The 19,612-nt window shown below is 73.1% G+C and carries 15 protein-coding genes; 4 read left to right on the top strand and 11 right to left on the bottom strand.

The features are described 5' to 3' along the window. Positions 1-394: 394 nt before the first annotated feature. The 6 genes from ASF47_RS02510 to ASF47_RS02485 all read right to left on the bottom strand — a co-directional run bounded on the left by ASF47_RS02510 (position 395) and on the right by ASF47_RS02485 (position 8,764). Entirely contained in the window at positions 395-1,759 is a 1,365-nt protein-coding gene (locus ASF47_RS02510; protein WP_056862407.1) for a M50 family metallopeptidase, read from the bottom strand. Further along, on the bottom strand, positions 1,756-2,868 hold the full coding sequence (dxr, locus tag ASF47_RS02505) for a 1-deoxy-D-xylulose-5-phosphate reductoisomerase (RefSeq protein WP_056862406.1): 1,113 nt from the start codon (positions 2,866-2,868) through the stop codon (positions 1,756-1,758). Before dxr ends, ASF47_RS02510 begins: the two co-directional genes overlap by 4 nt. A gap of 82 nt (positions 2,869-2,950) precedes the next feature. After that, entirely contained in the window at positions 2,951-4,357 is a 1,407-nt protein-coding gene (gabT, locus tag ASF47_RS02500; protein WP_056862405.1) for a 4-aminobutyrate--2-oxoglutarate transaminase, read from the bottom strand. Beyond that, positions 4,354-5,568 (bottom strand): saccharopine dehydrogenase family protein, encoded by a 1,215-nt coding sequence (locus ASF47_RS02495; protein WP_056862404.1) that lies wholly within the window; start codon positions 5,566-5,568, stop codon positions 4,354-4,356. The genes gabT and ASF47_RS02495 overlap by 4 nt, the downstream gene beginning before the upstream one ends. 40 nt (positions 5,569-5,608) lie before the next feature. After that, positions 5,609-7,042: a gamma-aminobutyraldehyde dehydrogenase gene (locus ASF47_RS02490; RefSeq protein WP_056862403.1), complete on the bottom strand. Its 1,434-nt coding sequence runs from the start codon at positions 7,040-7,042 to the stop codon at positions 5,609-5,611. Between the two features lie 78 nt (positions 7,043-7,120). Beyond that, positions 7,121-8,764, bottom strand: coding sequence for an amidohydrolase (locus ASF47_RS02485; RefSeq protein ID WP_056862402.1), 1,644 nt, complete (start codon positions 8,762-8,764; stop codon positions 7,121-7,123). Between the two features lie 138 nt (positions 8,765-8,902). On the opposite strand from ASF47_RS02485, the gene ASF47_RS02480 reads away from it, so the two are divergent. Next, positions 8,903-10,288, top strand: a complete 1,386-nt coding sequence (locus tag ASF47_RS02480) for an aspartate aminotransferase family protein (protein ID WP_056862401.1) — start codon at positions 8,903-8,905, stop codon at positions 10,286-10,288. A 39-nt stretch (positions 10,289-10,327) separates the two neighbouring features. Here the strand turns inward: ASF47_RS02480 and ASF47_RS02475 are convergent, their stop codons facing one another. Genes ASF47_RS02475 through ASF47_RS02455 form a run of 5 tightly spaced genes read right to left on the bottom strand, consistent with a single transcriptional unit; the run spans position 10,328 to position 15,959 of the window. Then, entirely contained in the window at positions 10,328-11,776 is a 1,449-nt protein-coding gene (locus ASF47_RS02475) for an NAD(P)/FAD-dependent oxidoreductase (protein ID WP_235558590.1), read from the bottom strand. Further along, a complete protein-coding gene (locus ASF47_RS02470) occupies positions 11,773-12,654 on the bottom strand; it encodes an ABC transporter permease (protein WP_228941793.1) in 882 nt (293 codons plus the stop codon). Before ASF47_RS02470 ends, ASF47_RS02475 begins: the two co-directional genes overlap by 4 nt. Then, on the bottom strand, positions 12,651-13,583 hold the full coding sequence (locus ASF47_RS02465) for an ABC transporter permease (RefSeq protein ID WP_056862400.1): 933 nt from the start codon (positions 13,581-13,583) through the stop codon (positions 12,651-12,653). Before ASF47_RS02465 ends, ASF47_RS02470 begins: the two co-directional genes overlap by 4 nt. Further along, positions 13,583-14,776: an ABC transporter ATP-binding protein gene (locus tag ASF47_RS02460; RefSeq protein ID WP_228941795.1), complete on the bottom strand. Its 1,194-nt coding sequence runs from the start codon at positions 14,774-14,776 to the stop codon at positions 13,583-13,585. Before ASF47_RS02460 ends, ASF47_RS02465 begins: the two co-directional genes overlap by 1 nt. Further along, positions 14,769-15,959, bottom strand: a complete 1,191-nt coding sequence (locus ASF47_RS02455) for a polyamine ABC transporter substrate-binding protein (protein WP_056862399.1) — start codon at positions 15,957-15,959, stop codon at positions 14,769-14,771. The genes ASF47_RS02460 and ASF47_RS02455 overlap by 8 nt, the downstream gene beginning before the upstream one ends. Positions 15,960-16,130: 171 nt before the next feature. Between ASF47_RS02455 and ASF47_RS02450 the strand changes: the two genes are divergently transcribed. From ASF47_RS02450 to ASF47_RS22065, 3 genes are all read left to right on the top strand, one after another. Beyond that, the gene (locus ASF47_RS02450) at positions 16,131-16,604 is read left to right on the top strand and encodes an Lrp/AsnC family transcriptional regulator (RefSeq protein WP_056862398.1); all 474 of its coding nucleotides are present in this window, start codon (positions 16,131-16,133) and stop codon (positions 16,602-16,604) included. Between the two features lie 92 nt (positions 16,605-16,696). Next, entirely contained in the window at positions 16,697-17,977 is a 1,281-nt protein-coding gene (locus tag ASF47_RS02445) for an NAD(P)/FAD-dependent oxidoreductase (protein ID WP_235558589.1), read from the top strand. Positions 17,978-18,128: 151 nt separating this feature from the next. Further along, positions 18,129-19,496: an MBL fold metallo-hydrolase gene (locus ASF47_RS22065; protein ID WP_056862397.1), complete on the top strand. Its 1,368-nt coding sequence runs from the start codon at positions 18,129-18,131 to the stop codon at positions 19,494-19,496. The last annotated feature ends 116 nt before the right edge of the window (positions 19,497-19,612 follow it).

The following is a 19,612-nucleotide window of genomic DNA, read 5'->3' as shown; positions in this document are numbered from 1 at the left end:
GGCGGGGCCGGCCGTCACCGACCTGTGGACGAGCCGTCGCAGGAGCGGCGCGGTGGACGACTCGCGGGCCGCGCCGCACGCCGAGCCCAGGTGGCGACGTCATACGAGCCGTGGATGCGCATCCACCCTCCGTATGACGCCGCGCCCACGACCCGAGCGACCACCCACGCGACACACCGGACGTCATGCGCGACGTGGATGCGCATCCACCCTCCGTATGACGCCCCGCCCACGCCCCGAGCAACCACCCACACGACACACCGGACGTCACGCGAGACGTGGATGCGCATCCACCCTCCGTATGACGCACAGCCCGCGCCACGCGCACGCCGCACCTACGACGCGCGCGCCCCGCCCGCGTCCCGAGCGGCCCCGCGTGGGCGGGAGGGCGGCCTCAGAACGGCGTGGCGACGGGGGCGACGAGGTCGCCGACGATGAGCACGACGCCCATGACCAGCAGCGCGGAGGCGACGACGTAGGCGACCGGGAGGAGCTTGGCCGCGTCGACGTAGCCGGGGTCGGGTCGACCGCGCAGGCGGGCGGCGCCGCGACGGATCCACTCCCAGCTGGCACTGGCGATGTGGCCGCCGTCGAGGGGCAGCAGCGGCACGAAGTTGAAGACGCCGATGAAGAAGTTGAAGCCGGCGATCAGCGAGAGCAGGAAGGCGACCTTGTCGCCGCCGGGGATCTGCTCGGCCGAGCTGACCTCGCCCGCGATCCGGCCGCCGCCGACGATGCTGACCGGGCTGTCGGCCGCGCGCTCCTCGACCCCGACGATGGCCTGGCCGACCTCGTAGACCTTGACCGGGAGGGTGACCAGCGCCTGCACGGTGTCCTTGGCCATGACCCCCATCTGCTCGAGGGTGTAGAGCGGGCCGCCCTGGGTGACGACGAGCTCGACGGTGGGCGTCACACCCAGGAAGCCGACCTGGCGCAGGGTCTCGTCGGTCTCGGAGGTCGGCCGGGTCTCGACCGTGGTGCTGGTCGTGCCGGTGAGCTCCTGGCCGTCGCGCTCGTAGCCGATGACGGCCTCGCCGTCGGCGTTGTCGCGGATCAGCTCGCGCAGCTGGTCCCAGCCGGTGACGGCCGTGCCGTTGAAGGAGGTGATGGTGTCACCGGGTCGCAGGCCGGCGTCGCTGGCGGGGCTGGCGGGGTCGTCGGCGGCGCACTCGCGACCCTCGTCGGAGTAGGGGATGACGCACCGCGACACCGTGTCGACGACCGGCGCACCGGCCTCGGGCTCGATGGTGCGGGTGCCGTAGGTGCTGAAGACGATCCAGAACAGGAAGAAGGCGATGAGGATGTTGACCGTGGGGCCGCCGGCCATCACCACGATCTTCTTCCAGGAGGCCATCTTGTAGAAGAGACGGTCGCTGTCCTCGGGGCGCACCAGCTCCCACTCCGCCGCGCGGGCGTCGGAGATGAGCTGGGTGAACATGCCGGTGTTGGACTTGCGCACGCGGGTCACGGTGTTGCCGTCGGCGTCGACGGTGGTCTCGTCGGCCAGCTGCGCGGCGCCGGGCGGCAGCATGCCGACGATCTTGACGTAGCCGCCGAGCGGGATGGCCTTGACGCCGTACTCGGTCTCGCCGACCTGCTTGCTCCACACGGTGGGGCCGAAGCCGATGAAGTACTGCGTCACCTTCCCGCCGAAGCGCTTGGCCGGGATCATGTGGCCGAGCTCGTGCAGACCGATCGAGACCAGGATCGCGACGACGAAGACGAGCACGCCGAGGAGGTAGAGCAGGGCGGTGGTCATCGGCTTCCTCGGCTCGTGGAGCGGATCGTGGCGCGGGCCGTCTCACGGGCCCAGGTGTCGGCAGCCAGCACGCCGTCGAGGGTGAGCTGCTCGTCCGAGGGTACGTCGTGACCACGCAGCACCGCAGCGATCACGTCGACGATCCCGGTGAAGCCCAGCCGGCCGTCGCGGAAGGCCGCGACGCACTCCTCGTTGGCAGCGTTGTATACCGCGGGGGCCGTGCCGCCGCGCCGACCGGCCTCGCGGGCCAGGGCGACGGCGGGGAAGGCCTCGTCGTCGAGCGGGTCGAAGCGCCACGTCTGCGCCGTCGACCAGTCGACGGGGGCCGCGGCGCCGGGCACCCGGTCGGGCCAGGCCAGGCCGAGCGCGATCGGGATCATCATCGTGGGCGGGCTGGCCTGCACCAGCGTGGAGCCGTCGGTGAACTCCACCATCGAGTGCACGACGCTGGTGGGGTGCACCACGACCTCGATGTCGTCGTAGGGCACGCCGAAGAGCAGGTGGGCCTCGATCACCTCCAGGCCCTTGTTGACCAGGGTCGCGGAGTTGATCGTGATCACCGGGCCCATCGACCAGGTCGGGTGGTCGAGCGCCTCGGCCGGGGTCACCTCGGCCAACTGCTCGCGGCTGCGGCCGCGGAAGGGCCCACCGCTGGCGGTGAGCACGAGGCGGCGCACCTCCTCGCGCGCCCCTCCGCGCAGGCACTGCGCGACGGCGGAGTGCTCGGAGTCGACCGGCACCACCTGGCCGGGGGCCGCCGCGGCCAGCACCAGCGGGCCGGCCATGATCAGCGACTCCTTGTTGGCCAGGGCCAGCGTCGAGCCCGACTCGAGCGCGGCGAGGGTCGGGCACAGCCCGACCGCGCCGGTGATGCCGTTGAGCACGACGTCGGCCCCGAGACCGGCGGCCTCGACCGAGGCCTCCTCCCCCAGCCCGCTGTACGCCGGGCGCAGCTCGGCCACCTGCTGCGCGAACAGCTCGGGCTGGCCTCCCCCGGCGCTCAGCCCGACCACGCGGAAGCGGTCGGGGTGGGCCCGCACGAGGTCGAGGGCCTGGGTGCCGATCGAGCCGGTGGAGCCGAGGATGACGATGTCGCGACGCTCACTCACGCGCGCCAGTCTCCCCCGTCGCGCCCGGGCCGGCCGCAGGACCCCGCGACCGGCCCCACGACCGGCCCGGCCGAGGTCGCCGTCAGGGAGCGACCGGGGTGACGGGCTCGGCGTCGGGGGCGGTGGCGGCGAAGGCCTCGGCGACGACGTCGAAGGCCTCGTGCAGCAGCGCGTCGGGGATCGACAGCGGCGGCAGGAAGCGGAAGACGTTGCCCCACGTGCCGCAGGTGAGCACCACGACGCCGTTGCGGTGGCAGTGCGCGGCGACGGCGGCGGTGCGGGCGGCGTCGGGGGTGGTCGTGCCGGGCTCGCAGAGCTCGATGGCCATCATGGCGCCGCGACCACGGACGTCGGCGACGACGGGGTGCTCGGCGGCCAGCGCGGTGAGGCGCTCGGTCATGAGCGCGCCGAGGTCGCGGGCGCGACCCACGAGGTCGTGCTCGCGCATCTCCTCGATGGCGCCCAGCGCGGCGGCGCAGGCCAGCGGGTTGCCGCCGTAGGTGCCGCCGAGGCCGCCGCCGTGCACGGAGTCCATCAGCTCGGCACGGCCGGTGACGGCGGCCAGCGGCAGCCCGCCGGCGATGCCCTTGGCCGTGGTGACCAGGTCGGGCACGACGCCCTCGTGGTCGCTGGCGAACCAGTCGCCGGTGCGGCAGAAGCCGGACTGGATCTCGTCGGCGATGAGCACGACGTCGTTGTCGGTGCACCACTGCGAGAGCGCCGGCAGGAAGCCCGGGGCCGGCACGACGAAGCCGCCCTCGCCCTGCACGGGCTCGATGACGACGCAGGCCAGGTTGGTGGCGCCCACCTGCTTCTCGATGACGTCGAGGGCGCGTGCGGCCGCCTCGGGGCCCGAGAGCCCGTCGCGGAAGGGGTAGGACATCGGGGCGCGGTAGACCTCGCCGGCGAAGGGCCCGAAGCCGTGCTTGTAGGGCATGTTCTTGGCCGTCATGGCCATCGTGAGGTTGGTGCGGCCGTGGTAGGCGTGGTCGAAGACGGCCACGGCGTCCTTGCCGGTGGCGACGCGGGCGATCTTCACGGCGTTCTCGACGGCCTCGGCGCCGGAGTTGAACAGGGCCGACTTCTTGGCGTGCGAGCCCGGGGTGAGCTCGGCGAGGGCCTGCGCGACGTCGACGTAGCCGTCGTAGGGCGTGACCATGAAGCAGGTGTGGGTGAAGGCCTGGACCTGCTCGGTGACGTTGCGGACCACCGCGGGGGCGGCGTTGCCGACCGTGGTGACCGCGATGCCCGAGCCGAGGTCGATGAGGGAGTTGCCGTCGACGTCGACGAGGACGCCGCCGCCCGCGGCGACGACGAAGACGGGCAGGGTCGTGCCCACGCCGTCGGCGACGTAGGCCTTCTTGCGCTCGAGGCGCTCGAGCGAGGCCGGGCCGGGGATCGCGGTGACCAGGCGCCGCTCCTGGGGCAGGCCCACGTTGGTGGCGGGGCCGGTCGGGGTGGTCGGGGCGTGCTGCTGGGTGTCGGTCACGAGTCCATCTCCTTCATTCCCCACGGGCTGCCGTAGGCCGTGAGCAGGTCGAGGAAGGGTACGGCGTCGAAGGCCTCGGGGCCCAACACGCCGGCCCCGCGCCACACGCCGGTGGCGAGCAGCTCGAGGGCGACCACGGGGTTGACCGCGGTCTGCCACACCACGCACTGGTGGCCGTACTCCTGCATCGTCCAGGCGTTGTCGACCACGTGGTAGAGGTAGGTCGAGCGGGGCGCGCCGTCCTTGCCGAGGCCGGTGACCCAGAGCCCCGCGCAGGTCTTGCCGCGCATCCGCGGGCCCACGGTGGCCGGGTCGGGCAGCACCGCGGCGACGACGTCGCGCGGGCTGACCTCGACGCCCTTGACGCGCACCTTCTCGGTGCGGTCGAGGCCCAGGGTGTGCAGGGCCTTGAGGATGGAGATGAACTCCTCGCCCAGGCCGTACTTGAAGGTCGCGCGCCGGCAGTCGATCCAGCGCGGCATGAGGAGCACCTCCTCGTGCTCGACGTTGACGCACTCGACCGGCCCGATGCCCTCGGGGAAGTCGAAGACCTCGGGCTCGCTGAAGGGCGCGGTGGTCGACCACTGCCCGTCCTGCCAGACGACGGGCGGGTTGAGGCACTCCTCGATCGTGGTCCACATCGAGAACGACGGCGCGAAGACCTCGTTGCCGTCGTCGTCGGTGACCACGAGGTTGGCGCCGTCGCGCGTGCCGAGCTCGTCGATCTCGCTGAAGAGGTGGTCGGCGGCGTAGCGGGCGAAGACGTCGGACAGGCCCGGCTCGACGCCGATGCCGACCAGGGCCAGCCGTCCGGCGGCCTCCCACTCCCCCGCGACCGCGAACTGCTCGTCGCCCAGCTTCACCCCGCACTGCTCGTACGGCGCCTCCGGGTGCGGCCGCGAGAGCGACATCGCCATGTCGAGGTAGTCGGCCCCCGCGGCGAAGGCGCCCTCGAAGACCGGCATGTCGAAGACCGGGTCGACCGCGTTCATCACGTGGGTGATCCGGTGCTCGCGGCACAGCGCGCTCACCGAGCCCGCGTCGGAGGCGTCGACGCGCGCGGCGGCGTACCGCTCGTCGATCGCGGCGGCGCTCTGCGCCTTGGCCTCGTCGTAGTCGGCGACGACCAGGGCCTCGAAGAAGTCGCGGCGCGCGGCGATGGCCGCGAAGGCCGAGCCGACGCCGCCGGCACCGACCAGGAGGATGCGCATGGGGCTGCTCGTCGGCTCGCCCGTGCGGCCGCTCACCGGGTCACTCACCGTGGTAGCTCATGACGTGCTTGACCCGGGTGTAGTCCTCGAGGCTGTAGGCCGAGAGGTCCTTGCCGTAGCCGGAGTGCTTGAAGCCGCCGTGGGGCATCTCGGAGACGAAGGGGATGTGGGTGTTGATCCACACCACGCCGAAGTCGAGGCGCTTGGACATGCGCAGGGCCCGGGCGTGGTCGGCGGTCCACACCGAGGACGACAGCCCGTACTTCGTGCCGTTGGCCCAGCGCAGGGCCTCGGCCTCGTCGGAGAAGCGCTGCACGGTGATGACCGGGCCGAAGATCTCGGTCTGCACCTGCTCGTCGTCCTGGCGCAGCCCCGAGACCACGGTCGGCTCGTAGAAGTAGCCCCGCTCGCCCTGGCGGGCACCGCCGGTCTGGAGCGTGGCGTGGTCGGGCAGCCGGTCGACCATGCCGCTGACGCGGGCCAGCTGGTCGGCGTTGTTGAGCGCGCCGTAGAGCACGTCCTCGTCGTCGGGCAGTCCGGTGCGGGTGCCGCGGGCGGCCTCGGTGAGCGCGGCGACGAACTCGTCGTGCACCCCGGGGGCGACCAGCACGCGGGTGGCGGCGGTGCAGTCCTGACCGGCGTTGAAGTAGCCGGCCTCGGCGATGGCCGCGGCGGCACGCTCCACGTCGGCGTCGTCGAAGACCACGACCGGGGCCTTGCCGCCGAGCTCGAGGTGCACCTTCTTCAGGTCGGCGGCCGCGGCTCCCGCGACCTCCATGCCGGCGCGCACCGATCCCGTGATCGAGACCATCTGCGGTGTCGGGTGCTCGACCAGGCGCCGGCCGGTGTCACGGTCGCCGCACACGACGTTGAGCACCCCGGGCGGCAGGAACTCCTGGGCCAGCTCGGCGAGCAGCACCGAGGTCGCCGGGGTGGTGTCGCTGGGCTTGAGCACGATGGTGTTGCCGGCGGCCAGCGCCGGGGCGATCTTCCAGATCATCATCATCAGCGGGTAGTTCCACGGCGTCACCTGGCCGATGACGCCGATCGGCTCGCGGCGGATCCACGAGGTGTGGTCGGCCATGTACTCCCCCGCCGACTTGCCCTCCAGCAGCCGCGCCGCACCGGCGAAGAAGCGGAAGTGGTCGACGCCGACCGGGAGCTCCTCGGTGGCGGTCAGGCCCAGCGGCTTGCCGGTGTCGCGCGACTCGACGCGCACGAACTCCTCGCTGCGCCGGTCGAGGGCGTCGGCGATGCCCAGCAGCGCGGTCATCCGCTCCTGCGGGGTCGTCTCGCCCCAGGTCTCGAAGGCCCGGTCGGCGGCGGCGTAGGCGCGGTCGACGTCCTCGGCGTCCGAGAGCGGCGCGGCGGCGTAGACCTCCCCCGTCGTGGGGTCCTCCACGTCGTAGGTGGCACCGGAGGCGGCGGCGACGAGCTCGCCGTTGACAACGTTCTGGAAGGTCTGGTCGGCCATGACCGGAGCCTAGTCAGAAGACAACGGAATCTGTAGACCTCCGCCCGATCCGATGCGAAATCGGTCGTGACTGAGACCTCAGACCGCGAAGACGCACGCTCCGTCGACCCAGGTCGAGCTGACCCGGGTCGCCCCGACCTCCTCGGCGGGTCCGAGGAACGGGTCGCGGTCGAGCACGACCAGGTCGGCCACCGCGCCGGGAGCCACCGTGCCGGCGCCGACGTCGTCGCGGCGGTTCACCCACGCGCTGCCCGAGGTGTAGGCCGCCAGCGAGGTCGCGAGGTCGAGCGCCTGCTCGGGCAGGAAGGCCTCGGTGCCGCCGCGGCCCGCCTCGTCGCGCGCCCAGCGGTTGACCGCGACGTGCACCGCCTCGAGCGGGTGCGGCGTCGAGACCGGCCAGTCGCTGCCGGCCACGAGCCGCGCACCCGTGCGGTGCAGGGAGCCGAAGGGGTACTGCCACCCGGCCCGCTCCAGGCCGAGGAACGGCAGCGTCAGCTCGACCATCTGCTCGTCGAGGCAGGCCCACAGCGTCTGCAGGTTGGCGGCGACGCCCAGGGCGCCGAAGCGCGGCACGTCGTCGGGGTGCACGAGCTGCAGGTGCGCCACGTGGTGCCGTCCGGCGCGACGCAGGTCGTCGTCGAGGGCCTCGAAGGCGTCGAGCGCCTCGCGCACCCCCCGGTCGCCGATGCCGTGCACGTGCACCTGGAAGCCCTCCGCCGCGAGGGCCGCGACCGCCGCGGTGAGGGCGGCGGGGTCGAGGAAGGAGTGCCCGGCGTTGTCGGTGGGGTGGCCGCACCGGTCGAGATAGGGCGCGGTGAGGGAGGCCGAGCCGTTCTCCGCCACGCCGTCCTGCATGACCTTGACGCTCGTGGCGCGGAAGCGGCCGTGGCTGTAGGCGGCGCGGCGGGCGACCAGGTCGGCGACCTGCTCGAGGCCGCGGTCGCGCTCCCACCACAGCGCGCCCACGACGTGGGCGGTGAGCACCCCGCGCTGCGCCGCCCTCAGGTACGCCGGCCCCGGGTCGTCCATGCCGGCGTAGGCCCCGACGATCGCGTCCTGCCACCCGGTGACGCCCACCGAGTGCAGGTAGGACTGCCCCGCGAGGAGCGCCGCGTCGTACTCCGCCTCGGTGGTCGCCGGGGCGAGGTCGGCGACCAGCGCCATGGCCGCCTCGTGGAGGGTGCCGGTGGGCCGGCCGTCGGCGTCGCGCTCGATGCGCCCGTGGGGCGGGTCGGGCGTCTCCGCGGTGATCCCGGCCAGCTCGAGGGCGCGGGTGTTGACCCAGGCTCCGTGGTGGTCGCGGTTGGGCAGCAGCACCGGCCGGTCGGGCACGACCGCGTCGAGGTCGGCCGCGGTCGGCGTGCCGCCGGGGAAGGCGGCCATCGCCCAGCCCCCGCCGAGCACCCACGCGCGCTCGGGGTGCGCGTCGGCGTAGGCGGCCACCGCCGCGACGTAGCCCTCGCGCGTGCCGACGTCGGAGAGGTCGCAGCGCACCCGCTCGAGACCGCCCTGCACGGCGTGCACGTGGGCGTCGACGAACCCCGGGGCCAGCATCCCGCCGGCGAGGTCCACCACCTGCTGACCGGGCTCCGGGCGCGGGCGGCCCTGCCCGGCGCGGCGTACGTCGGTCACGACACCGTCGCGCACCACCACCGCGTCGACGGCGCCCACGTGCTCGTGGCCGTCGAAGAGGCTCCCACCGGTGAACACCGTCGAGGTCATGGCTGCAGTGAACCAGAGCGCCGGGCCGGTCGCGCCCTGACGCCCGACGGGCGGGATTCGACGGATTCCGTCATGAAAAGGCGCCTGCACCATCGATTCCGCTTGCACACCTCCCCTTGGAGCGCGCACGATGAGCGCATGCTCCCTGACTACGACCACCTCCAGAAGGCCGCCAAGGACCACCTCTGGATGCACTTCACGCGCCACGGGTCCTACGAGGCCGCCGACGTGCCGGTGATCGTGCGCGGGGAGGGCGTGCACCTCTACGACGCCCACGGCAAGCGCTACCTCGACGGCCTGGCCGGGCTCTTCGTCAGCCAGCTCGGTCACGGCCGCCGCGACCTGGCCGAGGCCGCGGCCACGCAGGCCGGCGAGCTGGCCTTCCACCCGCTGTGGTCCTACGCCCACCCCACCGCGATCCGGCTGGCCGAGCGGGTGGCGTCCTACGCCCCCGGCGACCTCAACCGGGTCTTCTTCACCACCGGCGGCGGCGAGGCGGTCGAGAGCGCCTGGAAGCTGGCCAAGAACTACTTCAAGCTCACCGGCCGCCCGATGAAGCACAAGGTCATCAGCCGCTCGATCGCCTACCACGGCACCACGCAGGGGGCGCTGTCGATCACCGGCCTGCCGCTGCTCAAGCAGCAGTTCGAGCCGCTGGTGCCCTCGACCTTCCGCGTGCCCAACACCAACGCCTACCGCGCCCCCGCCCACGCCCTGGGCCCCGGCGGCGACGACCTCGAGGCCTACGGCCGCTGGGCCGCGGACCAGATCGCGGTCGCGATCGAGAACGAGGGCCCCGACACCGTGGCCGCGGTCTTCCTCGAGCCGGTGCAGAACGCGGGCGGCTGCTTCCCGCCGCCGCCCGGCTACTTCCAGCGCGTGCGCGAGATCTGCGACCGGTACGACGTGCTCCTGGTCTCCGACGAGGTCATCTGCGCCTTCGGCCGCCTCGGCCACATGTTCGGCGCCGAGCGCTACGGCTACCAGCCCGACATCATCACCTGCGCCAAGGGCCTGACGTCGGGCTACTCCCCGCTCGGCGCGATGATCGCCTCCGACCGGCTGATGGAGCCCTTCCTGCACGGCAGCGAGTGGTTCGCCCACGGCTACACCTTCGGCGGCCACCCGGTCTCCTGCGCGGTCGCGCTGGCCAACCTCGACGCCTTCGAGGAGGAGGGGGTGCTCGAGCACGTGCGCGCCAACGAGCCCGGCTTCCGCGCCACGCTGGAGCGGCTCAAGGACCTGCCCATCGTCGGCGACGTGCGCGGCGACGGCTACTTCTACGGCATCGAGCTGGTCAAGGACCAGGCCACCAAGGAGTCCTTCGACGACGACGAGAGCGAGCGCCTGCTCTACGGCTTCGTCTCCAAGTCGCTCTACGCCGAGGGTCTCTACTGCCGCGCCGACGACCGCGGCGACCCCGTCATCCAGCTCGCGCCCCCGCTCGTCGCGACCCAGGAGCACTTCGACGAGATGGAGCAGATCCTGCGCTCCGTGCTCGACAAGGCCTGGGCCCAGATCTGAGGCGGCGGCCCGCCGCCGACCCGCGCGGGGCGGCGGGCCTCAGGAGTCGAAGCCGAGACCGGCGCGGTCGAGGCCGCGCAGCCACAGGTTGCGCCGCCCGCCGCGGGCGTCGGCGCGCGCCAGCGACCAGCGGGTGAGGTTGATGCCCACCGAGCGGGCCGGCTCGGGCGGGAAGGGCAGCGGCTGCTCGCGCACCATGCGCAGCCGGGTGCGCTCGGTGTCGGCCCCCTCCAGCAGGTCGAGCACGACCTGGGCGCCGAAGCGGCTGGCGCCGACCCCGAGACCGGTGTAGCCCAGCGCGTAGCCGACGCGACCCGACACGGCCGTGCCGTAGAAGGCCGCGAAGCGGGTGCAGGTGTCGATCACCCCGCCCCAGCGGTGGGTGAAGCGCAGCCCCTCCAGCTGCGGGAAGGTCGTGAAGAAGTGCTCGGCCAGGAGCCCGTGGGTGCGCTCGCGCTGCTCCAGGGCGGCGTCGATGCGGCTGCCCCAGTGGTAGACGGCGTCGTAGCCGCCCCACAGGATCCGGTCGTCGCGGGTGAGGCGGTAGTAGTGGAAGAGGTTGGCCCCGTCGCCGACCCCCTGCCGGCCCTCCCAGCCGATCGCGGCCTTCTGGGCCGGCGAGAGCGGCTCGGTCATCAGCACGTGGTCGTAGACCGGCACGCTCATCAGCCGCAGCCGCCGCAGCAGGGGCGGGAAGGCGTTGGTGGCCAGGGCCACCCGTCCCGCGCGCACCGCGCCGGGCCCGTCGGCGCCGCGCACCGTGAGGCGCACCCCGGCGCCGTCGCGGGTCAGACCGGTGACGCGGCTCTGCTCGCAGACCTCGACACCGGCGTCCAGGCAGGCCTGCCGCAGGCCCCAGGCCAGCCGCGCGGGCTCGACGAGGGCGGTCGAGGTGGGGTCGTGCAACGCCCCGAGGTAGGTCGGCGAGTCGACGAGCGCCCGGGTCTGCGCCGCGTCGAGCCAGCGTGCGTCTCCGCCGTGGGCCGCGACCTCGGCGGCCACCGCCCGCAGCTCCTCGACCTGGTGCGGCGCGGTGGCCACGGTCAGCTCCCCGCTGCGGCGCCAGTCGCAGTCGATGCCGAGGTCGGCGATGGTCGCGCCCATCTCCTCGAGGTTGGCCGCCCCGAGCCGGTCGAGCTGCGCCAGCTCCTCGGGCCAGCGCTCCAGGCCGTTGCCGAAGCCGTGGGTGAGGCTGGCCGCGGCGAAGCCGCCGTTGCGCCCGCTGGCCTGGTCGCCGCAGGTGCCGGCCTCGAGCAGGAGCACCGAGCGGGAGGGATCGCGGTGGCGGGCCAGCAGGGCGGTCCACAGCCCGGTGTAGCCGCCGCCCACCACGACCAGGTCGGCCTGGCGCTCGCCGGTCAGCGACGCCGTCGGGCTGGGGCGCGCCGGGTCGTCGAGCCAGTAGGTGCGCGGCTCGGCGTACGCCAGGGAGGCCGCGGCGCCCGCTCCCGGGTCGCGGCTGCGGCCCGGCACGGAGGTGACGCTCACCGCGACAGCGCCCGCGAGCGGCGGCGGCTGCCGAGCTCGCCGACCAGCACGACGGCGATGGACAGCACGAACATCACGGTGCCGATGACGTTGACCTGCATGGGCACACCGCGCTGGCTGGCACCCCACACGTACATCGGGAAGGTCAGCTCGGTGCCGGCGTTGAGGTTGGTGACGATGAAGTCGTCGAAGGACAGCGAGAAGCTCAGCAGCGCCGCCCCGAGGATGCCGGGGAAGACGAGGGGCAGGGTGACGCGCCAGAAGGTCTGGGCCGGGGTGGCGTAGAGGTCCATGGCCGCCTGCTCCAGCGAGTCGTCCATGCCGGCCAGCCGGGAGCGCACGGTGACGACCACGAAGGACAGGCAGAACATGACGTGGGCGATCAGGATCGTCCAGAAGCCCAGCTGTCCCGAGAAGCCGGCGGCCACGAAGAGGGCCAGCAGCGAGGAGCCGAGCACGATCTCGGGTGCGGCCATCGGCAGGAAGATGAGCAGGTTCGAGGCCGAGCGGCCCCGGAAGTCGTGGCGCACGAGCGCGAAGGCCGCCAGCGTGCCGAGCAGGGTGGCGCCGAGGGTGGCGAGCACCCCGATCCGGATGGACACCCACAGGGCGTCGCACATCGACTGGTCCTCGCAGACGTTCGCCCAGTTGTCGAGGGTGAAGGACTGGAAGGCGTAGACGTTGCGGGTGCCCTCGTTGAAGCTCATCAGCACGACGACCGCGATCGGCACGAAGGTGTAGAGCAGCACCAGCAGGCCGAGCACCAGCACGAGGTGCTCGCGCAGCCAGCGACCGGCCGGGGGCCGCGCCGCCCGGGCCGCGCCGGCGCTCCGGCCGGACGTGCGGTCGGGGCGGGTGGTGGAGCGGGTGGCGCTCACAGCAGCTCCTCCGTGCCGGCGCGGCGCACGTAGACCAGCACCAGCGCCACGATCAGCACCATCAGCACCATCGACAGCGCGGCCGCCGAGGGGTAGTCGCCCGCGTCGGTGAACTGGCTCTGGATGACGCTGCCGATGACGCGCTGGTTGGGGCTGCCCAGCAGCTGCGCGTTGATGTAGTCGCCGGCGGCCGGGATGAAGGTGAGCAGCGTGCCCGACACGACGCCGGGCAGCGACAGCGGCCAGGTGACCTTGAGGAAGCCGACCGCCGGGTGGGCGTAGAGGTCGGAGGAGGCCTCGATCAGCCGGGGGTCGATCTTGTCGATGCTGGCGTAGAGCGGCAGCACCATGAAGGGCAGGAAGTTGTAGGCCAGCCCCGCCACCACCGCGACCGGCGTGGCCAGCAGCCGGCCGTCCTCGCCGAGGAGGTGGAGGAACTGCAGCGTGTCGACGACGTAGCCGTCGTCGGCGAGGATCAGCTTCCACGACAGGGTGCGCAGCAGGAAGCTGGTGAAGAACGGCGCGATGACCAGCACCAGCATGAGGTTCTTCCACCGCCCGGCCTTGAAGGCGATGGCATAGGCGAGCACGTAGCCCAGCACCAGGCAGATCAGCGTGGCGGCGGCGCCGTACGCCAGGGCGCGCAGCAGGGGCGTCCAGTACTCCTGGACGGCGTCGACGTAGTTGCCGAAGGCGTAGGTCATCTCGTAGCCGCGGAAGTCCGACCCGCTGGGGTCGTAGAGGCTGGTGGCGGCCAGCGAGTAGAACGGCACGACGAAGAAGAGGGCCAGCCAGACGGCGGCCGGCAGGAGCAGCAGGTAGCCCGTGAGGCCCCGCTTGCGCCCGGTGTCGGGCTCGGCGTCGGCGAGCTCGGCCTGCGGTGGCGGCGCGTCGGGCGGCGCCAGGGTCGGGGTGGTCGGGGGCGCCATCACACGCCGTCCCGCTGCGCCCCGGCCGAGGCGTCCTGGGCGGCGTCGAGGAGGAAGGCGTACTCGGGGCGCCACGACAGCTCCACCCGCTCACCCGTGGTGAAGAGGCGCTGGCGGCCGGTGTTCTGGGCGAAGACCTGGAGCTCCTGGCCCCAGGGCATCCGCACGAGGTACTGCGTGCTCACCCCGACGAAGCTGACGTCGGTGACGACGCCGCCGGGGATGGTGTTGCCCGGCGCGTCGAGCTCGGCGCCCTCCTCCCCGATCAGCACCTTCTCGGGGCGGATGCCGACCCAGCCGGCGTCGCCATCGGTGTGGGTGCGCGCGGTCGGCACCGAGACCTGGATGCCGTGCATGTCGACCGTGGTCAGGTCGGCCGAGCGCGAGACGACGGTGCCGGCGACGAGGTTGGACTGGCCGAGGAAGTTGGCGACGAAGGTGCTGCGGGGGTTCTCGTAGAGCTCGGCCGGCGCACCCATCTGTTCGATGACGCCGGCGTTCATCACCGCGACCGTGTCGGCCATGGTCATGGCCTCCTCCTGGTCGTGGGTGACGTGGACGAAGGTGAGACCGACCTCGGTCTGGATCCGCTTGAGCTCGATCTGCATGCCGCGGCGCAGCTTGAGGTCGAGCGCCCCGAGCGGCTCGTCGAGCAGGAGCACCTCCGGCTCGTTGATCAGCGCCCGGGCCAGGGCCACGCGCTGCTGCTGGCCGCCGGAGAGCTGGGCCGGCTTCTTGCGGGCCTGGCTGCCCAGCTCGACGAGGTCGAGCATCTCGGCGACCTTCTCCTTGACGTCCTTGCGCTTGCGCCGACGCAGGCCGAAGGCGACGTTCTCGAAGATGTCGAGGTGGGGGAAGAGGGCGTAGCTCTGGAAGACGGTGTTGACCGGACGCCGGTAGGGCTTGGCCCAGGTGATGTCCTGCTCGCCCAGGGTGATGCTGCCCGAGGTCGGCGTCTCCAGGCCCGCGACCATGCGCAGGGTGGTGGTCTTGCCGCAGCCCGAGGGGCCCAGCAGCGCGAAGAACGACCCGGCCGGCACGTCGAGGTCGAGGTCGTCGACCGCCGTGAAGGTCGCGAACCGCTTGGTCACGCTGCGCAGCCGCAGCCCGTCGTACGCCGCGCTGCGCGCACCGCCCGGGTCGGCGCCGGGTGCGACGCCCGGAGCGCTCGCCGGTCCTGCTCCCTCAGCCACCTGTGACATCGGCCCACTCCCCTTCGTACTGCGCGGTCTGCTGGTCGTCGAGCGGCATGAAGTCGAAGGTCGCGGCGAGCGCCTCGTCGTCGGGGAAGATCAGCGCGTTGTCGACGAGGCTGGGATCGATCTTCTCCATCTCCTCGCGGGCGCCCTCGACGGGGCAGATGTAGTTGACCCAGGAGGCGAGCTTCGCCGCCACGGCCGGCTCGTAGTAGTAGTCGATCCACGCCTCGGCGTTGGCGGTGTGGGTGGCGAGGTTGGGCACGATCATGTTGTCGCTCCACAGCGCCAGCCCCTCCTCCGGCGTCACGAACCTGATGTCGGGGTTGTCGAACTGCAGCTGGATGATGTCGCCCGACCAGGCCTCGCAGGCCACGACGTTGCCCGCGGCGAGGTCCTGGACGTACTCGTTGCCGGTGAAGGAGCGCACGTGGCCGTCGGCCACGACCTGGCGCAGCCGGTCGATGGCGTCGGCCCACTCGTCGTCGTCGAAGTCGCCCGGGTCGGCTCCGGTGACCTTGAGCATGAAGGCCATCGTGTCGCGCATCTCCGAGAGCAGGCTGATGCGGCCCTTGAGGTCGGGACGGGTGAGGAGCTCCTCGAAGCTGCCGACGGCGTCGGTCCTGCTCGCGTCGTAGGCGATGCCGGTCAGGCCGGTCTGCCACGGCGCGTGGTAGCGCAGGTCGGGGTCCCACTGCACGCCGCGCAGGGGCTCGATGAGGTTGGCGTGCAGGTTGGGCACCCGCTCGGGGTCGAGGGGCTGGATCCAGCCCAGACCGATCATGCGCGCCGCCATCCAGTCGGTCAGCATGATCATGTCGCGGTCGATGGGCTCGCAGGTGCCGAGCTGGTTGCGCACCTTGGCGTAGAACTCCGCGTTGTCGTTGACGTCGTCGGTGTAGTCGACCGTGATCCCGGTGCGCTCGGTGAACCCCAGGAACGTGCCGTTCTTGTTGTTGCGGGGGTCGATGTACTGCGGCCAGTTGGAGATGACCAGTGAGCGGTCGCTCCCGGAGCGGTCGGCGGCGCGGCAGCTGGCGGGATCCTGGGCGGCGCCCGCGACCTCGAAGACGGGCAGCTTGAGGGCGGCGAGGCTGGCTCCGCCGAGGGCGAGCGCGCCGCCGCCGCGCAGGAGGGAGCGGCGACTGAGGCCGGTGGGTCGGTGGGACGGGACGCTCACGACACTCCTTCCGGGGCACGGGCTGGCACGAGAGCAAGTGCTCGGATCGTGCCACGATCACCCCGGGTCGACAAGCGATCCGGTCGACACGAAACCTCCTCGCAACGAAATCGTTCGTCAAACCCCCCGCCATGCGTCCGAGAGCACCCCCTGAGGCGGTACCTTGCGGGCATGAGTCGCAAGCCCGGTCGTCCCACGACCCACCTCGACGACGTCTCCAAGGCCATCATCGAGCAGCTGCAGCAGGACGGCCGGCGCTCCTACGCCGCGATCGGCAAGGTCGTCGGCCTCTCGGAGGCCGCCGTGCGCCAGCGGGTCCAGCGACTCACCGAGAGCGGCGTCATCCAGGTCGTCGCGGTCACCGACCCGCTGCAGCTGGGCTTCGCCCGCCAGGCGATGGTCGGCATCAAGGCCACCGGCCCGCTCGAGCCGCTTGCCGACACCCTGGCCGAGATGCCGGAGGTCGACTACGTCGTCATCACGGCCGGGTCCTACGACCTGCTGGTGGAGGCCGTCTGCGAGTCCGACGAGCACCTGCTGGAGCTGCTCTCGACGCGCATCCGCACCATCCCCGGCGTCGTGGCCACGGAGACCTTCATGTACCTCGAGCTGCGCAAGCAGACCTACTCCTGGGGTGTGCGCTGAGCCAGGACCCGCGCACGCTGTCCCTGTGGCACGACAGCGCGGGCGGGTCGTGGGCACCGCGGCCGGCGCTGCCCGGGGACCGCGAGGCCGACGTGGCCGTCGTCGGCGCCGGGCTCACGGGTCTGTGGACCGCGCTCTACCTCGCCCGCGCCGACCCCACGCTGCGGATCGTCGTGCTCGAGGCCGAGACCGCCGGCTTCGGGGCGTCGGGACGCAACGGCGGCTGGTGCTCCGCGCTCTTCCCGGCCTCGCTGCCCACCCTCGCGGCGGCGTCGACGCGGCGGGCCGCCCTGGCCCAGCACGCCGCGATGCGCGCGACCGTCGACGAGGTCGCCCGGGCCTGCACCGAGGAGGGCGTCGACGCCCAGCTGGCCAAGGGCGGCACCATCGTGCTCGCGCGCGACCGGCCCCAGCTCGCCCGGGCCCGCGCCGAGGTCGACGCCGCCCGCGACTGGGGGCGCGACGAGGACGACCTGCGTCTGCTCGGCCCCGCCGAGGCCGACGCCGTGCTGCGAGGTCGCGGGACCCTCGCCGCGACCTACACCCCCGACTGCGCGGCGCTCCACCCGGCACGCCTCGTGCGCGGCCTGGCCGAGGCCGTCGAGCGTCGCGGGGTGCTCCTCCACGAGCGCACGCGGGCCACGTCGATCGGGCCCGGCCGGGTCGAGACCACCCACGGCACGGTGCGGGCCGACGTGGTCGTGCGCGCCACCGAGGGCTACACCGCCCGCCTTCCGGGCCACGCGCGCACGCTGGCCCCGGTCTACTCACTGATGATCGCCAGCGAACCCCTCGGCGCCGAGGTCTGGGAGGAGATCGGGCTGGCGCGCCGCGAGACCTTCAGCGACCACCGCCACCTCGTGGTCTACGGCCAGCGCACCGCCGACGACCGGATCGTCTTCGGCGGCCGCGGCGCGCCCTACCACCTGGGCTCGCGCACCCACCCGTCCTTCGACCGCGACGACCGGGTCTTCGCCGGCCTCCACGCAGCCCTCCTCGACCTCTTCCCGGTGCTGCGCGGCACCCGCTTCACCCACGCCTGGGGCGGGGCGCTCGGCATCCCCCGTGACTGGTGCGCCTCGGTCGGCCTCGACCGCCGCAGCGGCCTGGCCTGGGCCGGAGGCTACGTCGGTGACGGCCTGAGCACGACCAACCTCGCCGGACGCACCCTGCGCGACCTGGTGCTGGGCCACGACACCGACCTCACCGCGCTGCCGTGGGTCGGCCACCGCTCCCCCGCCTGGGAGCCGGAGCCGCTGCGCTGGCTCGGCATCAACGCCGGCCTGACCGCGACGACCTGGGCCGACGCCGAGGAGCGGCTCACCCGCCGCCGCTCGCTGCTGGCGCGGGCCACCGCCCCCTTCCTGGGCTGAGCCGGGCCCCCTCCGGCGGCCGGCGCCCCCCGCACATCCGCACCCCTGGCGGGGGTGACAGGCAACTCCTGCCGCCGGCTCGGTCGACCCGAGCACGCCTGTACTGATATATCTCTAGTGCTTTACTCGACTTAGGCACTCGGAGGACCTCATGCACGTCGTCACCATCCCCCTGCCCGCCCTGGGCAACCGGTGCCACCTGGTGCACGACGGCGCCTCGGCGCTGGTCGTCGACCCGCCGCGCGACCTGCGCCCGGTCGAGCGGGCCGCCGAGCAGGCCGGCGTGGACATCCGCGTCGTGGCCGACACCCACGTGCACAACGACTACGTCTCCGGCGCCCTCGGGCTCGCCCGCCGCCACGGCGCCGACTACCTGCTCTCGGCCGAGGAGAAGGTGGACTTCGAGCGGGTCGGCGTGCGCGACGGCGACCGCGTCGCCGTCGGCCGGATGAGCCTGAAGGTGCTCGCCACCCCCGGCCACACCCGCCACCACCAGTCCTTCCTCGTCACCGCGGCCACCGCCGGCGCCGGCGGCCCCACCGCCGGCGCCGTGTTCAGCGGCGGCAGCCTCCTGCACGGCACCGTGGGTCGCACCGACCTGGTCGACCCACGCCTGGCCACCGACCTCGCCCGCGCCCAGTGGCGCAGCGCCCGGCGCCTCGCCGCGCTCGACCCCGCCACCCTGCTCCACCCCACCCACGGCTTCGGCTCGTTCTGCGCCAGCCGGCCCGCCGAGACCGGTGACGGTGACGTCACCCTCGGCTCCCAGCGGGGCACCAACCCCGTGCTGACCACCGACGAGGAGACGTTCGTGTCCGACCTCGTCGCAGGCTTCGGCCCGGTCCCGCGCTACTACGGCCACATGGCCCCGCTCAACCGGGCCGGCGCGGGGCGCAGCGCGGGGCGGGCGGCGCGGCCGGTGACCGCGGCCCAGGTCTCCGACGCGGTGCTCGCCGGGGCCTGGGTCGTCGACCTGCGCGGACGCGACCGCTTCGCCGAGGGCCACCTGACCGGGTCGGTGAGCGTGGAGCAGGGGCCGCAGCTCGCGACGTACGTCGGCTGGCTGGTGCCGTGGGGCGACGACATCGTCCTGCTGACCGACGACCCCGCCCGCCTCGGCGAGGCCGTGAGCGACCTCGCGGCCATCGGCGTCGAGGGAGTCGGCACCCACGTGCTCGACGGCAGCGAGGCCATGGGGGCCCGCTACCGCCGCACCGACTGGGCCGGCTACCGCACGGCCCCCGCCGGCGTGCGCCGCGTCGTCGTCGACGTGCGACAGCGCGACGAGTGGCGGACGGGGCACCTGCCCGGGGCCCTGCACCTGCCGGTGCAGGACGTCGAGCGGGCCGCGCACCGCCTGCCCGCCGGCGAGCTGTGGGTGCACTGCCGCTCGGGCTACCGCGCCGGCATCGCCGCCAGCCTGCTGCACCGCACCGGCCGCTCGGTGGTGCACGTCGACGACGGCTGGGAGCGGGTCGAGGAGCTCGCCATCCCCACCGTCGCCGGTCTCGCCGCCTAGGCCCCCGACCCGGCGGCCACCACGGACCGCCCACCCCACGACCAGCCGTCCGGGCTCCCCGCGACGGCACCCCGCCCCACCACGACCTCGGAGGTGACCCGACCAGATCCCCCAGC

Source organism: Nocardioides sp. Leaf285 (genome assembly GCF_001422955.1).
Taxonomy (GTDB): Bacteria; Actinomycetota; Actinomycetes; order Propionibacteriales; family Nocardioidaceae; genus Nocardioides; species Nocardioides kribbensis.
This window is presented reverse-complemented; position numbering and strand designations above follow the sequence as displayed.

Bases quoted from the DNA above. Each gene is read 5' to 3' on its own strand.
- ASF47_RS02510 (WP_056862407.1), bottom strand. From the start codon at position 1,759: ATGACCACCGCCCTGCTCTACCTCCTCGGCGTGCTCGTCTTCGTCGTC.
- ASF47_RS02495 (WP_056862404.1), bottom strand. From the start codon at position 5,568: ATGCGCATCCTCCTGGTCGGTGCCGGCGGCGTCGGCTCGGCCTTCGCG.
- ASF47_RS02490 (WP_056862403.1), bottom strand. From the start codon at position 7,042: ATGGCCGACCAGACCTTCCAGAACGTTGTCAACGGCGAGCTCGTCGCC.
- ASF47_RS02485 (WP_056862402.1), bottom strand. From the start codon at position 8,764: ATGACCTCGACGGTGTTCACCGGTGGGAGCCTCTTCGACGGCCACGAG.
- ASF47_RS02480 (WP_056862401.1), top strand. From the start codon at position 8,903: ATGCTCCCTGACTACGACCACCTCCAGAAGGCCGCCAAGGACCACCTC.
- ASF47_RS02465 (WP_056862400.1), bottom strand. From the start codon at position 13,583: ATGGCGCCCCCGACCACCCCGACCCTGGCGCCGCCCGACGCGCCGCCA.
- ASF47_RS02450 (WP_056862398.1), top strand. From the start codon at position 16,131: ATGAGTCGCAAGCCCGGTCGTCCCACGACCCACCTCGACGACGTCTCC.
- ASF47_RS22065 (WP_056862397.1), top strand. From the start codon at position 18,129: ATGCACGTCGTCACCATCCCCCTGCCCGCCCTGGGCAACCGGTGCCAC.